This is a genomic window from Pseudoflavonifractor hominis, from assembly GCF_014288125.1.
In the GTDB taxonomy this organism is placed as follows: domain Bacteria; phylum Bacillota; class Clostridia; order Oscillospirales; family Oscillospiraceae; genus Pseudoflavonifractor_A; species Pseudoflavonifractor_A gallinarum.
In genome coordinates this window covers 251,097-265,883 of the sequence record NZ_JACOPR010000004.1, presented here as the reverse complement: position 1 = coordinate 265,883, position 14,787 = coordinate 251,097, and the positions used below count along the sequence as shown (strand labels likewise).

The following is a 14,787-nucleotide window of genomic DNA, read 5'->3' as shown; positions in this document are numbered from 1 at the left end:
TTCTCCCGCCGGGCTTTTTCTTCCGGCGTGCGATTCTTTCTGGCCATATGTATAACCTCCTGTGTGATGCTTCTATTTTACACCACTCAGGAGGTTTACACATAATTTGAAGAAGTCTCCTGATTGGAATCTCGAGCCTGTTTCACTGTACCATTTGTTCCATAAAAATGCCGTTGAGGATATTATAAAATCCTGCAACGGCATTTTTGTTTCTACCTTTTGAGGCCCATACTGAAGTAAGTTGCCATACCTGATTCGTCTTGGGTCTCCTTAAGGAAGTCGGTGCAGCCTCCACCAGCTTGCCAAGAAAAATAAAAAAATACACATTTGGAAATGAGCTTGATAGAAAGTCAGTAATGATATGTAACCGGATCTTCTCCCTCGTATCGTTGAGGTATACGGTTGAGCTTGCAATAATACCGATAAAACAGATCTGCACACTCTTTGAGTTCGTCACACAGCGGTAATTCTTTTATATCAAACAGAATCTCTTCGCCCAGTTTGTTGGACATATATTTCAATGCAACTCTGCCCCAGATGCGTCTTTCTGAAGTCGGAGCTACATAGGGCCAAAAGAGATTTTGGTGTTCAGGAGGAAGCTGTAAACGGTGCTCTGGATGTGCTCTTATGATTCCGTTATGGCAATAGTCGCCCAGAAAATCTTCTTCAACCATGAACGCCCCAATAATGTGCCGTTCCATTTCTGGCTGTCCGGCAGGGCGTGTGGTCAGCAGACACATAGAGTGAGGCTTCATGCGTTCTGGAATACGCACTTCTCCTTGGGAGGAGCCGCTTAGATAGCTGCCGGTTGATACAGACCAGGTGGAGAAGACTTCTTCCACTTGATCGGGCTTGATGTCAAAAACCGCCTGCCCCTGTGTTGAGATTTTGAAATTATTTAAGAGCGCTTTCCGCTCCTGCATCTTTTTTAGCGCTTGAAATTTTGCCTCTTTAAGTGCTCTGTGTTCATCGAGCAATTTATTGATTTGCTTTTGGGCAGTCTTGTCCTTTAAGGTGAGAAAGTTTGTAAACGCGTCCGGATAAATAAAGTGCTTTTCCCCTTCCGGGAAGCAGATAGTAATTTTGGTTTCGTTCCATCCCGTCACAATCCCACGTCCCAATACGTTATGCTGGATTGCTTTGCCGATCAGCTGCATATGCTCCTCCTTTCGAACACGGAAAGAGCCTCTATGCCGTCGTGCTGACAAGCAATGGAGGCTCTTCCGACTATGGAACGGTAATCTTCTGGATTATCCGGCGTATGGTGCGAGCAGCCGCTTCTTTTCGCGAATGCGCAGGACCATGGTATTCTTTGGAATTTGTAGAGTAATCCCTTCGTGTTGGAATTCAGGAATGTCTTGGAGGGTCAAATTTGTCCCGGCAGGCATTCCTTCCAGATCAATGGTCACAGTATCGATCATATTTTCCGGCAAGGACGAGAAGGGAACTTCAAAGAGGAGCTGCTCCAGATTACCGGGAACAACATCTGCATTTCGCAAGAAAATATGTGCAACGCTATTGACTTTTTGTCCATCTGTAAGGGCCTGGAAGCTGAAATGCTCCACTTCATTGTTCAGCATATTCCTCTTTTTCTCTTTGATTTGGGTCTGAATTAACAGCCCGTTGAAGTCAAGCGTCACCTTGCTTCCCTGACGCTTTGTACGGAACAGCAGATTGGCGTCTTGACGGTCCATCTGGATGGAAACCGATTGCGTCAGAGTTCCTCCGTAGACACAGCAGGGAACGAGATTTTTTTGGCGCAGCTGTCTGGGCTTTAACGCCTCATTCCGTTTCTCAACTTTAATGATTGCCATTGTGATCCTCCTTTTATATTGGATTATGTTCTATACCGCGCGTTGCGTTGATATAGCGTAAAAGTGTAAAAAAAGAAAGACTTTTGGATCATGCCCAACGGCAAAAAACAAAAGCCTTTCTTTACAGACGGTTCTTTTTGGATTTGATTCTTAAAAATATAAAAAAAGAAGAGCTTCTCATATACGCCTTTCAGCGCAATGTCAAAAGCCCTTCTTATAATAGACGGTTCTTTTTATATTTCTGTAAGTATACCACAAGTAACACTTAAAAGCAACCCTTTTATCTTGTTCACGACAGTCTTTTGGGCATCATTCATAGAGTACCTATAAGAAATCCAACGTACGCCCATAGTTCATGTTTTTATTAGATAGGCAATGTATCCGGGCAACCGTGCCATTCTACATACGCTGCCGCAGGCGTCTGGGTTCCAAGCTCTTGCAGATTTGCTATTGCGCTTAGGATGAATTGACAGTTTTCATTACATGACGATACCAAAGTGAGGCAGTATGATTATGGAGGTGCTCGCTCATATATGATTTTCCACTATCAGGCTAATGGCGAAAGAGAAGATATCCTTACCCTGTTTGCTTGGGATATACAGATTCCAGAAGACAGAGTACTCTAATTTGTATAAAAAAGTCGGAGCAAGCCGTTCAGCTTGCTCCGACGATGGTGCGCGAGGCGGGACTTGAACCCGCACGTGCGTAATGCACACTAGAACCTGAATCTAGCGAGTCTGCCAATTCCACCACTCGCGCATGTGGTCCGGGTGACAGGACTTGAACCTGCGGTCTCGTGGTCCCAAACCACGCGCGATACCAAACTTCGCTACACCCGGATCGGTCCTGCTCATCATGCACCGCTTCAAGAACCGATGCAACGAAAGATATTATAAACCATTTCGCTAAGGATTGCAAGAGAAAATTTCGTGTGTTATGATATGGGCTGAGAGGTGACAAGATCAAATGAGAATGCGGAAAAAACCGAACCTTGCAAATCGGATGGAGCGGTGCGCCGGACTGCTGATCCAGAATCCGATGGAGCTGAGAGGAAATTGGAGAAGCCTTTTCCCCCAGGCCAGAGAACTGCGCCTGGAGGTGGGTTGCGGGAAGGGACGCTTTACGGTGGAGACGGCGGCCCAGAACCCGGAGTGCCTGTTTGTGGCCATCGAGCGGGTGGCTGACGCCATGATCATCGCCATGGAGCGGGCCGAGAAGATGGATCTGCACAATGTGTATTTCATCGATGCCGATGCCGCCCGGCTGCGGGAGTATTTTGCACCCGGGGAAGTGGACCTGATTTATTTGAACTTTAGCGATCCCTGGCCCTCCAACCGGCACAGCAAACGCCGCCTGACCCACACGGATTTCCTGATGCGGTATCGCCAGGTACTGAAGGAGGGCGGCCAGATCCACTTCAAGACCGATAACCGGGATCTGTATGAGTGGTCCCTCTTCCAGTTCCCGAAGGCGGGGTTTGCCCTGTCTGAGGTGACGCGGGATCTGCACGGCAATGGGATCTGCGGCGTGATGACGGACTATGAGGAGAAATTCCACGCCATGGGCACGCCCATCAACCGCTGCGTGGGCACCATGGGGGAGCTGCCCGCCGAGATGGCCGGGTGGATCGACCCGCTGGACAAGCCCCGCGGACAGGAGGAAGGGGAAGAAGAGGAGTCCCCGGAAGAATTGCAGGTTCCTTCTGAGCGTGAGGAGCCTTAATTAATCCAGAAAAAGAAAGGCTGCCTGAGAAGCTGGCGCTGGTCGGTTCCGAGAAAGACCATCTTCGGAACGGATCTGCGCGGCGTCTCAGGCAGCTCTTTTTTATCATCTGGAAAGAAAAGGGGCCGGAACGGACATAATGGATTTATACAGATATAGAAAATACTGGATGATATGAGGGCATACTTGCCGATAAAACGCGGAAAAAAAGGCTGTATTGTAAATAACGTGTAAAAAATATGTAATAGATCGAGTATGCTCTTGAAGGATTCTGAATTTTTTGTCATAATATTGTCTGCAATGTAAAAAATCTATGAACAGCACGGCGCAGGCCGTGGACAAAGGAGAAAATGAAATGCAACTGGAAGACATTTTTATGCTCTTCGGCGGACTTGCCCTGTTTTTGTACGGCATGCACATTATGTGCGCGGGTCTGGAAATCGCGGCAGGTGACCGCCTGAAGTCCATTCTGGAAATGCTCACTTCCAAGCGGATCCTGGGCGTCCTGGTGGGCGCCGGTATTACGGCAATCATTCAGAGCTCCTCGGCAACCACTGTCATGGTGGTGGGATTCGTCAACTCCGGCCTGATGACCCTTCAGCAGGCGGTTGGCGTGATCATGGGTGCCAACGTGGGTACCACCATGACCAGCCTTCTCATTGCGCTGGACGTGGGCCTCATCGCGCCGTTGCTGGCCTTCTTCGGCGTGGTGCTCATCACCATGTTCAAGAAGCAGAAGATCAACTGCATCGGCCAGATCGTTGCCGGTCTGGGCATCCTCTTCCTGGGCATGGAGCTGATGAGCTCCTCCATGGCTCCTCTGCGGGACTATGAGCCCTTTGTCAATCTCCTCACTTCCTTCTCCAATCCCATCCTGGGCATTCTGGCCGGCACGCTCTTCACCGCGGTGGTCCAGAGCTCCTCGGCCAGCATCGGTATCCTTCAGGCGCTGGCCCTGAGCGGTGTGGTGGGACTGGATAACGCGGTCTTTGTGCTCTTTGGCCAGAACATCGGTACCTGTATCACCGCTCTTCTGGCCAGCCTGGGCGGAAACCGCAACGCCAAGCGCACCACCCTCATCCACCTGATGTTCAATGTGATCGGTACCGTGATCTTTACCATCATCTGCCTGACCACGGACTTTACGGGCCTGATCCAGAGCTATCTGCCCGGCAATGTGCCTGGCCAGATTGCCGCCACCCACATCATCTTCAACGTGGTGACCACCATTGTGCTCTTCCCCTTCGGCAATGTGCTGGCCAAGGTGGCCTGCCGGATCCTGCCCGACCACACCAGCGAGGAGGGCTATCACCCCGTCAACGAGCACGGCATCGGCTCCACCGCCATTGCCCTGTCTGAGCTGCAGAAGCAGGAGGCGGAGATGTTTGCCCTGGCCCGGGAGAATGTGGAACTGGCCTTCGACACCCTGCTGCTGCGGGATGAGAGCAAGCTCAGCCGCGTGGCCGAGCAGGAGGACCGGATCGACGTCTACAACGCGGAGATCACCCGCACCATCGGCCGCACCTCCACCCACGAGATGTCGGAGGCCGACTCCGACCGCTTCAACCGCATGCTGATCGTCTGCGGCAACATTGAGCGTATCGGCGACCACGCCATGAACATGGCCGAGTATCTGGAGCCTCTGAAGAAGCGCCATATCCACATGGACGATGAGACCATGAAGGAGCTGACTAACCTGCGCACCCTGGCCACCCATGCATTGCTGGCCATTGACTTCGAGGACGACAGCAACCGGAAGCGCGCGCTGGATACCGTGGCCATTCTGGAGGCGGACAGCGATGAAAAGAATCGCCAGTACCGCGCCGCGCAGATCCGCCGTATGCGGGAGGGTCACGTGGACCCCGAGCTGAGCATCCTGTACAGCGAGATCCTCACCGACATCGAGCGTATGCTGGACCACATGCTCAACATTGCCGAGGCTCTCTGCCCCAAGCAGGCTGCCTAAGCGGAATGTTATGAAAGAAAAAAGCCCCGGAATCCATGTTTGGATTCCGGGGCTTTGCTGCTGTCTGGACGATTACAAGCAAACGTCTGTCATTTGGAAGGTGCGGCAGTCCACCAGCCCGCGGTTGGTGAGACGCAGCTCCGGGATGCAGGCCAGGGAGAGAAGGGCCATGGTCATGAAGGGGGCGGGCAAGATACAGCCGATCTCCTTCCAAGCCAGACCCAGCTGATGGGCCAGATCGGCCATCTCGGCGGGGGAGCGTTCACCCATCACGCCGGCCAGGGGCAGGGGGATGTGGCCCAGGACCTTCCCGTCCCGCACCACGCACATGCCGCCCTGGGACTCGATGAGGGTATTGGCGGCGAAGGCCATATCCGCGTCGTTGGTGCCCAGCACCAGCAGGTTGTGGGCATCGTGGGCCACGGTGGAGGCCATGGCGCCGCTGGTGATGCCAAAGCCGTGTACAAAGCCCCGGCCGCAGGTCCCGGTGCGGTTGTGCCGCTCAAAGACCACGGCCTTGAGGACATCCTGGACCGGATCGGATTCCAGATAACCGTTGCGGGGGGTCAGGGCGGCGATATACTCCCGGGTCAGGGCCTTGCCGGGAACAACACCGATGGCGCGGACCTTCTGGATGGTCTGGGAGGGGGCGGGGTAGAGGAAATCTTCCGCCTGGATGGGGTCCAGATGGATGGTGGAGTGGACAAAGTCCGGATAGGACGCCTCCGGGATGTCGATGGTCAGATGGCCGTCCTCGGCCACCAGATTCCCGTCGATAAAGACCTTCTGGACGACAAAATCCTTCAGATCGGTGAACAGGACCAGATCGGCGCATTTTCCGGGGGTGACCGAGCCCAGGTCATGGTCCATCTGGAAGCACTGGGCGCAGTTGATGGTGACCATCTGAACGGCGGACACCGGGTCGATCCCCTCGGCCACGGCCCGGCGGAGCAGCCGGTCCACATGGCCCTCCGCCCGGAGGGTCTGGGGATGGGCGTCGTCGGTGACCAGCAGGGCAAAGCGGCTGTCTACCTGGTGCTCGGTGACCGCTCGGGCCACCTCGTGGAGATCCCGCCAGCCGGAGCCCTCCCGGAGCATGGCGTACATGCCCAGGCGCATTTTGGCCAGGGCCTCCTCCGGACGGGTAGACTCATGGCAGGAGCGCACACCGGAGGCGATGTAGCCATTGAGACCCCGGTCCAGATCGGCCATGGCATAGTGGCCGGTGATGGTCCGTCCGGCTTTACCGGTCTCGGCCAGGATGGCGTGGGCGCCGTCCGCGCCCGAGAGGACGCCGGGGTCGTTCATCATCTCGCCCAGGGCCACGGTGCGCCCGTCCTCCATGAACTGGCGCACATCCTCCGGCCCCACAAAGCCGCAGGTGTCCTCAAAGCCGGGGACGGCGGGCACGCAGGAGGGCATGGTGAGCATGGCCTTGAGGGGGGTGGCGGCGGCGTCCTCCATCATGAAGGAGACGCCTTTGGGCCCCAGTATATTGCAGATCTCGTGGGGGTCGTAGTACACGCCCACGGTGCCCCGGGGGAGCACGGCACGGGCAAAGTTCCGGGGCGGCATCATGGAGGACTCGATGTGAATGTGGCCGTCCAGAAGGCCGGGGGAGAGGTAGGCTTCCCCGGCGTCCACCACCTGGGTCTCAGGACCGATGCAGTGGGAGGCGTCCGGGCCCACATAGGCGATGCGTCCGGCGGCGCAGGCCACATCGGTATGGGGCTGGAGTTCGCCGGTGCAGACGTTGATGAGGGTGGCATTCTTCACCACCAGCTCCGCGGGCGTGAGTCCCTGGGCCACGGCCGCCAAAGTCTTGGAGGCTTCCCACAGGGGGGTGCGGCAAAAGACATTTTTCATACAGACGCTCCTTTCTGAGTCCAAATGGTTGAATACGGGGGACCGGAAGGTCCCCCGTATTTCGAATCAATTGAGTTTTTGCTGGCGGGCCAGATTTTCAGCCACGATGCGCTCCATGGCGTTGAGGATGTTCTCATAGCCGGTGCAGCGGCACAGGTGGCCGGAGATCAGCTTGCGCAGCTCATCCCGGTTGTACTGCTTGTTGGTGCCCACGATCTCCACGGCGGTCATGATGAGGCCGGGGGTGCAGAAGCCGCACTGGACAGCGGCCTCCTCGATAAAGGCGGTCTGGATGGGGGAGAGCTCTCCGTTGGGGCCCTTGATGCCCTCCACGGTGAGGACGCTGTGGCCGTCGGCCCACACGCTGAGGTAGCAGCAGGAGTTGACGGCCTTTCCGTCAATGAGGACGGTACAGGCACCGCACTCGCCCACTTCACAGCCCTTCTTGACGCTGGTCAGGCCCAGACGGTCCCGCAGGGTATCGGTCAGACACTCCCGCACGTCTACGGCAAGCTCTTCCTCCTTGCCGTTCACTTTCACATGGATGATTTTAAGCATGGATTTCACCTCCGGCAAAGGCCACAGCCTGCCGGAAGGCCCGGCGGCAGATTTCCTTGGCGATCTGGAGCCGGAAGGCCTTGGAGGCCCGCCAGCTGTCTCTGGGATTGATTTCGGTGAGGACGCTCTGGCCCAGCTCCTTGACCAGGGCCTCGTCCACGGTGCGGCCCACGGCCATGGCCTCGGTCTTGGGGCAGCGCACGGGGGTGGGAGCGGCCACGCCGAAGGCGATGCGCAGATCCTCTACGGTGCGCTTGTCGGCCGAGAGCTTGACCTGCACGGCACAGCCCAGGGTGGAGATCTCCATGGCCTCGCGCTTGCCGTACTTGATGTAATGTCCGCCGAAGCCCTCGTAGTTTTCCCGGGCGATGCGCACGGCGGTGAGGACCTCGTCATGCTGCCGGACGGTCTTGCCGGGGCCGGCGTACCACTCCCCGATGGGGATGAGACGCTTGCCGTTGGGGCCCTGGACCTCCAGCACGGCGTTGAGGGCCATGAGGGAGGGGGCGCTGTCGGCGCTGGTCACACCGTTGCAGACGTTGCCGCCGATGGTGCCCATGTTGCGGATCTGGGGGCTGCCCACCTGATCCACCGCCTGGCAGAGCATATTGATGTGGGGGCGCAGCAGGGGGGAGTTGGTGATCTCAGAGAAGGTACACCCGGAGCCGATGACCAGGGTGCCGTCCTCCTCCTCCCGGATGGCGCTCAGCTCGCTGAGGCCGTGGAGGCTGACCAGATGGCAGCCGGCGTGGCGGCCCTCCCGGGTCTGGATGAGCACGTCGGTGCCCCCGGCGATGGGCATGGCCGCCGGGTCCGCCCCCAGGGCGGCGATGGCGTCGGCCACACTGGTGGCCTGGTAGTATTGTTCCATATCATACATGGCGCGAAACCCTCCTTAGTCGTCGATGAGTCCGGCCTCGGTAAAGGCGGTGATGAGCTTCTGGGGATCCAGAGGCAGGGAGTCGATGGCCACGCCGGTGGCGTGGAGCACCGCGTTGCGGATGGCGGGCGCGCCGGGGATGGCGGGAGGCTCGCCCAGGGCCTTGTTGCCATAGGGGCCGGTGGGATCGGGGACCTCCACAAAAGCGGCCTGCAGGTCGGGGGTATCCATGGCGGTGGGCAGCTTGTAGTCCAGGAGGTTGCCGTTGAGAGGACGGGCCTTGGCGTCGAAGAGGAGCTGCTCGCTCAGGGCGTAGCCCAGACCCATGCTCATGCCGCCGTGGACCTGCGCCGCGGCCAGCTGAGGATTGATGAGGGTGCCCGAGTCATGGACGTTGACGATGTTGAGGACCTTCACCTTGCCCAGGGGGATGTCCACCTCGACCTCGGCAAAGCAGCAGCCGCTGGCAAAGGTGTTGACCTTGCAGTGAGAGGTGGCCTCCGCCGTGATGTGCTGGGAGCGGTCCAGGCTGTAGAAAGCCTCCACCGCAATGTCGGCCACGGAGCGGAGAGTCTCACCGGTGACGGTGTCCACGATCTGGTCATCCCGGATGTCCAGATTTTCCACCGGGTAGCGCAGGGCGTAGCCGGCGTACTCCAGGATCTTCTGCTTGAAGAGGGCGCCGGTCTTCTTCACGGCCATGCCGCTGACATAGGTCTGGCGGGAGGCGTAGGCGCCGGTATCGAAGGGCGTGGTATCGGTATCCTGGAAGGAGGAGATATGGACCTTCTTCACCGAGATACCGGTGACCTCCGAGGCCATCTGAGTAAAGACGGTGTCAGCGCCCTGGCCGATCTCGGTGGCGCCCATCTGGACCTGGACCGAGCCGTCCTGGTGGAGGACCATGCGGCAGGAGGCGGTCTCCAGCGAGATGGGATGTACGCCGGTCTTGTAGCAGAAGATGGCCATGCCCACGCCGCGGCGGATGGGGCCGGTCTGGTTCTGATACTTGGCACGCAGCTCATCCCAGTGGATCAGCTCCCGGCCCTTCTGGATGGCGTCCTGGAGGCCGTAGCTGCGGAACTGAACGTGGGTGTGGGGGTCCTCATAGCCGGCCTGCATGCAGTTTTTCAGGCGGAACTCCAGGGGGTCCATGCCGATGGCGTGGGCCATATCCTCGGCCAGACACTCGGTGGCGAAGCAGGACTGGGGGATGCCGTAGCCGCGCATGGCGCCGCCCACGGCGATGTTGGTGTAGACCGTATTGGCCTCGCACTCCAGGGCCTTCTCGTCCCGGTAGAGCTGCTTGAAGCCGTTGATGGCGTTGGCCACGATGGAGTGTCCGTGGGAGGCGTAGCCGCCCTGGTTGGAGTTGGCCAGACACTTGCGGGCCACGATAGTGCCGTCCCGCCGCACGGCGCCGGCAACGTGGAAGTCGATGGCATGGCGGACGCGGGTGGAGGCAAAGGTTTCCTCCCGGGTGATGTCCAGCTTGACGGCCCGGCCGCCGACCTGCGTGCACAGCCAGGCGTTGAGGGGCTCATAGAGCACGTCCTGCTTGTTGCCGAAGCCGCCGCCGATGTAGGGCTTGATGACCCGGATGTTGCCCCAGGGAATACCGGTGGCCTGGCCGATGACCCGGCGAACGATGTGGGGGATCTGGGTGGAGGAGATCACGGTGATCTTATCTCCCTCCTGATAGGCAAAGGAGGTGGGGGGCTCAATGTGGCAGTGCTGGACGGTCTGGGTCCGATAAGTACGCTGGACGGTGACCAGATCATCCTCTCCGGCGACGGCCTCGTCATAGGTCATCTCGCCCACCTGGAAACCGGAGTGGACCAGGACATTGTTGGGCTTTTCGTCGTGGACGGGACGCGCACCGGGGGCCATGGCCTGATCCACGGTGACATAGGGCTCGAACTCCTCATATTCCACGCGGATGAGGCGGGCTGCCCGGTCGGCGGCTACATTGTCCTCGGCGATGATGGCGGCGATGTCGTCGCCATAGAACCGCACCCGGCGGTTGAGCAGCTTCCGGTCGGCCACGTCCTGATGGGCCTTTTCCACCGACCAGGGATGGCCGGGGGTGGGGAAGGGGACGTCGGGGACATCGAAGCAGGTGAGGATCTTGACCACACCGGGGACGGCAAGGGCCTCCTCCAGATGGAAGGCCTTGACCTCGCCGAAGGCGATGGTGCTGTGGACGACTTTTGCCACCAGATAATCGCGGGGCTCCAGGTCTGAGGTATACTTGGCGGTGCCGGTTACTTTGTCATGGGCATCCACACGAAGCATGGACTGACCAATTGCCATATCGTATCGCTCCTTTCAGGCTCGTTGGGGGCTTGGAATGGGGGCTTGCGCTTTCTCCGGCGGTCGGGGCCCCGGCCGCCGGAGAAAGCGGGCCGGAAGGGGAAGCCGGCCCGCCCGAGGGGGGAAACGGGAAAAATCAGATGATGAAGTACTTCACCGCGAAGAGAATGGCCAGAACATACATCAGGGGGCTGATGGTCTTGCGCTTCTCGCCGCCGGCGAAGAGGTTGATGACCACGTAGGTGATGACGCCCATGGAGATACCCTCGGAGATGGAGTACATAAAGGGCATGCAGATCATGCAGATAAAGGCGGGGATGGACTGGGTGGGATCGTTGAAGTCCACCTTCAGGATGGAGCTGACCATCAGGAAGCCCACCACGATCAGAGCGGGGGCGGTAGCAAAGGAGGGGATGGCCAGGAAGATGGGAGAGAGGAAGAGGGCGATGCCGAAGAGAGCAGCGGAGACCAGACCGGTCAGACCGGTACGGCCGCCCTCGGCCACGCCGGAGGCGCTCTCCACGAAGGTGGTGATGGTGGAGGTACCCAGAAGGGCACCGGCGGTGGTACCCACGGCATCCGCCATCAGAGCGCCGCAGATGCGGGGAAGCTTGCCGTCCTTATCCAGCATATTGGCCTTGGAGGCCACGCCGATAAGGGTGCCCAGGGTATCGAACACATCCACGAAGAGGAAGGCGAAAATGACCACCAGGAAGTCCAGCGAAAAGACGTTGGAGAAGTCGATCTGGAACAGGGTGGGGGCCACGCTGGGAATGGCGATGCCGTTGGAAAAATCGGGCAACAGGCTGAAGAAGGTGGTGTTGTCCGGCACATAGAGCCCCGTCAGCTGGCAGAGGATGCCGAGGATCCAGGTGGCCAGGATACCGATGAGGATGTTGCCCTTGACCTTCTTGACGATGAGCAGAGCGGTGATGAGCACACCGATGATGGTGAGCAGGACCGTGATGCCCTGGGTGTGGAAGGTGTTCTGGGCCAGGGCGTCCTTCATGGAGAAGACCGAGAGCAGTGTGGACGGATCGTCCACCACCAGCTTGGCGTTCTGCATGCCGATAAAGGCGATGAAGAGACCGATACCGGCGGACACCGCGTGCTTGAGGGGGGTGGGAATGGCGTTGAAAATGGCCTCACGCACGTTGGTCAGGGAGAGCAGGATGAAAATGATACCCTCCAGGAAGACGGCGGTCAGGGCCGTCTGCCAGGAATACCCCATCTGTCCGACCACGGTGTAGGCGAAATAGGCGTTGAGGCCCATGCCGGCCGAGAGTACAAAGGGGTAGTTGGACATGGTGGCCATCAGCACTGTGGCCAGCAGAGAGGCCAAGCATGTGGCGGTAAAGACGGCGCCCGAGTCCATACCGGCGGCGGATAGAATGCTGGGGTTGACAGCCAGGATGTAAGCCATGGTCATGAAGGTGGTGATACCGGCCATGACCTCGGTTTTGACATCGGTGCCGTGCTCTGTCAGGTGAAACAATCGATCCAGTGTTTGATTCATGAAGATCCCTCTCTTTCTTTCCATTTAACATAGGCGGAAGGAACAAACCGGGAACCATTCCCGGAAGGGCACAAGAATGAAACAAAACAAGATACGTGAATGAACTTAGAAGAGCTGGCTGCCCCGGACAAATTTGTGGACGATGTCCCGGTCCTCGGAGAGATAGATGGTGCGCTCCAGACGCTGCTGCACGCTGTGGGCTTCCGGCGGGTTGTACCGGCGGTCGTCCAGAACCAGGATGTCGCACTCATAGCCGGGGAGGAAGGAGCCTACCTGGCCGAAGAAGGAGCCGCCGCCCATGGTGCCCAGCCAGAAGGCCTCGGTGGCCGACAGGGGGGCGAGGGTGGAATCCACCAGACGCCAGCGAAGCTTGGAGACCTGCACGGCGTCGGCCATGGCCCGGAAAATGGAACAGTGGGTGCCGCCGGCCACATCGCTGCCCAGACCCATGGGGATGCCCTCCTCCAGATAGCGGCGGGCGGGGGCGATGCCGGAGGCCAGGTTGGTATTGGAGGCGGGACAGTGGGCCACGTAGACCTGCCGTTCCCGCATCAGAGCGATTTCATCGTCGTCAGAGAGGACGCAGTGGGCCATGATGGTGGGGCAATTTTCTCCGCCGAACAGCCCGAAGGAGTCATAGGCGTCGCCATATCCGTGGGAGGAGGGGCACAGCTCCTTCACCCACTCCACCTCGCTGCGGTTCTCCGAGAGGTGGGACTGCACCGGGAGATTGCGCTCCCGCTGGAGTTTGCCCAGGGCCTCCATCAGAGGATCGGAGCAGGAGGGGATGAACCGGGGGGTGAGAATGGGGGAGACCCGCTGGTAGCGGCCGGCGCTCTCCTCCAGCCAGGACACCGTGGCTGCCAGGGAAGCCTCCGCGCTCTCCTCCTGCAGGTCGGGAGAGGCGTTGCGGTCCATGTTGACCTTGCCCACCATGGCCACCAGGCCGGATTCCTCCAAAAGGTCCATCAGCAGCCGGGTCGCGTCCGGATGCACGGTAGCGAAGGCGCACAGGCGGGTGTTGGGGCCCCGGCGGACATCCTCCACAAAGCGGGGATAGGCCTGCTTTGCATAGGAGAGGTCCCGGAACCGGGCCTCCTCAGGGAAGGTATAGGTGTTGAGCCAATCCAGCAGCTCCAGATCCATGCCGAGGCCCCGGTAGGTGTACTGGGGGGCGTGGACATGGAGATCGGTGAGGCCGGGCAGAATCAAATGGCCGGTATAATCCAACAGGGGAAGGGACGCATAGGACTCTGGTATGGTATCAAAGACACCGGCGCAGCGTCCGTCCACGCAGAGCAGATAGCCGTTGGGGACGGAGCGGAGGGTGTTGGGGTCGACACTATAACAGAGATCGCCCTTCAAGAGAAAAGAGGTAGCGTTCATGGTCGTACTCCTTTGTCGTTGAAGTGTGATTTCCACCTCTTCACAGCAGCGGGAAGAGGTCCCGGATCAGGGAAACTTATAGCGCGGCTGTTTGCGGCAGCCGGTAGAGACACCCAACCGATTTTGGGCCTATATAAGTCTCTGGAAACGAAATAGATTGGAAGTGGGCCGGATACAAAAAAACCACCGTTCCTGCCGCACAATAAATTCCCGATCATCTCCTCTCGGGAACTTATAGCGCGGCTATTTACGGTAGCCAGTAGAGACGCCCAACCATATTATGGGCTTATATAAGTTCATTCACTTGGATAGAAAACCTTATGGTTTTCCTTGTGCTTTTAGTATACTTCCTGAAAATTTTTTTGTCAACCTATCAAGCTATTATGGAATTGTACAAAAAGATGGAAAGCCCTCTGTGAAAGAGGGAGAAAATATAGCGTAATGTCAATAAAAATGAGAAAAACAGGGCAAAAAAGGACTGAATGGGAGAAAATGGTGATGGGAAAAAGAAGCGCTCCGAAAACGTCTGAAAAAAAGAAAAATATGACTTGACAAACGAGGGATAGGTCAGTATAATATGACCTGCACTTGTGAGTGCGCAAGAGATAGCGGGTTTGTGTAAGGGTAGCACAGCAGACTCTGACTCTGTATGTGAGGGTTCGAATCCTTCACCCGCTGCCAAAAAGAGATGCAACGTTGGTTGCATCTCTTTTTTTGTCCTGGAGGAGGATTCCGGGCGCTTGAAACGAAAATTGAGCTGGTTCGG

General features: G+C 57.9%; 10 protein-coding genes, 3 tRNA genes and 2 riboswitches. Of the genes, 3 read left to right on the top strand and 10 right to left on the bottom strand.

The genetic code is table 11. The annotated features are described in order from the left end of the window. Positions 1 to 350: 350 nt before the first annotated feature. The 4 genes from H8S34_RS09000 to H8S34_RS08985 form a co-directional block, all read right to left on the bottom strand. Positions 351 to 1,157: a hypothetical protein gene (locus tag H8S34_RS09000; protein WP_186963759.1), complete on the bottom strand. Its 807-nt coding sequence runs from the start codon at positions 1,155 to 1,157 to the stop codon at positions 351 to 353. Between the two features lie 93 nt (positions 1,158 to 1,250). Beyond that, positions 1,251 to 1,814: a 50S ribosomal protein L25/general stress protein Ctc gene (locus tag H8S34_RS08995; RefSeq protein WP_186963758.1), complete on the bottom strand. Its 564-nt coding sequence runs from the start codon at positions 1,812 to 1,814 to the stop codon at positions 1,251 to 1,253. A 671-nt stretch (positions 1,815 to 2,485) separates the two neighbouring features. Beyond that, positions 2,486 to 2,573: transfer RNA gene (locus H8S34_RS08990), tRNA-Leu, on the bottom strand. A 3-nt stretch (positions 2,574 to 2,576) separates the two neighbouring features. Next, positions 2,577 to 2,653: transfer RNA gene (locus tag H8S34_RS08985), tRNA-Pro, on the bottom strand. 133 nt (positions 2,654 to 2,786) lie between these two features. On the opposite strand from H8S34_RS08985, the gene trmB reads away from it, so the two are divergent. Both trmB and H8S34_RS08975 read left to right on the top strand, forming a co-directional pair. Next, positions 2,787 to 3,536, top strand: coding sequence for a tRNA (guanosine(46)-N7)-methyltransferase TrmB (trmB, locus tag H8S34_RS08980; protein ID WP_243207965.1), 750 nt, complete (start codon positions 2,787 to 2,789; stop codon positions 3,534 to 3,536). A gap of 355 nt (positions 3,537 to 3,891) precedes the next feature. Then, a complete protein-coding gene (locus H8S34_RS08975) occupies positions 3,892 to 5,502 on the top strand; it encodes a Na/Pi cotransporter family protein (RefSeq protein ID WP_101691287.1) in 1,611 nt (536 codons plus the stop codon). Positions 5,503 to 5,574: 72 nt separating this feature from the next. Here H8S34_RS08975 and ade read toward each other — a convergent pair whose 3' ends face one another. The 6 genes from ade to H8S34_RS08945 form a co-directional block, all read right to left on the bottom strand. After that, on the bottom strand, positions 5,575 to 7,368 hold the full coding sequence (gene ade, locus H8S34_RS08970) for an adenine deaminase (protein ID WP_186963756.1): 1,794 nt from the start codon (positions 7,366 to 7,368) through the stop codon (positions 5,575 to 5,577). A 66-nt stretch (positions 7,369 to 7,434) separates the two neighbouring features. After that, positions 7,435 to 7,926 (bottom strand): xanthine dehydrogenase subunit XdhC, encoded by a 492-nt coding sequence (gene xdhC, locus H8S34_RS08965; protein ID WP_101691289.1) that lies wholly within the window; start codon positions 7,924 to 7,926, stop codon positions 7,435 to 7,437. After that, complete coding sequence (gene xdhB, locus H8S34_RS08960) at positions 7,919 to 8,806, bottom strand: xanthine dehydrogenase subunit XdhB (RefSeq protein ID WP_101691290.1); 888 nt, start codon at positions 8,804 to 8,806, stop codon at positions 7,919 to 7,921. The genes xdhC and xdhB overlap by 8 nt, the downstream gene beginning before the upstream one ends. A 15-nt stretch (positions 8,807 to 8,821) precedes the next feature. Continuing rightward, positions 8,822 to 11,119 (bottom strand): xanthine dehydrogenase subunit XdhA, encoded by a 2,298-nt coding sequence (xdhA, locus tag H8S34_RS08955; RefSeq protein ID WP_186963755.1) that lies wholly within the window; start codon positions 11,117 to 11,119, stop codon positions 8,822 to 8,824. A gap of 136 nt (positions 11,120 to 11,255) precedes the next feature. Then, a complete protein-coding gene (locus tag H8S34_RS08950) occupies positions 11,256 to 12,635 on the bottom strand; it encodes an NCS2 family permease (RefSeq protein WP_186963754.1) in 1,380 nt (459 codons plus the stop codon). Positions 12,636 to 12,740: 105 nt separating this feature from the next. Then, positions 12,741 to 14,021 carry an amidohydrolase family protein gene (locus H8S34_RS08945; protein WP_186963753.1) on the bottom strand — a complete coding sequence of 427 codons (1,281 nt, stop codon included), beginning with the start codon at positions 14,019 to 14,021 and terminating at the stop codon, positions 12,741 to 12,743. Between the two features lie 59 nt (positions 14,022 to 14,080). Then, positions 14,081 to 14,178, bottom strand: a riboswitch (purine riboswitch). 58 nt (positions 14,179 to 14,236) lie between these two features. Next, positions 14,237 to 14,335, bottom strand: a riboswitch (purine riboswitch). 293 nt (positions 14,336 to 14,628) lie between these two features. Here H8S34_RS08945 and H8S34_RS08940 point away from each other — a divergent pair. Continuing rightward, positions 14,629 to 14,702: transfer RNA gene (locus H8S34_RS08940), tRNA-Gln, on the top strand. Positions 14,703 to 14,787: the final 85 nt, after the last annotated feature.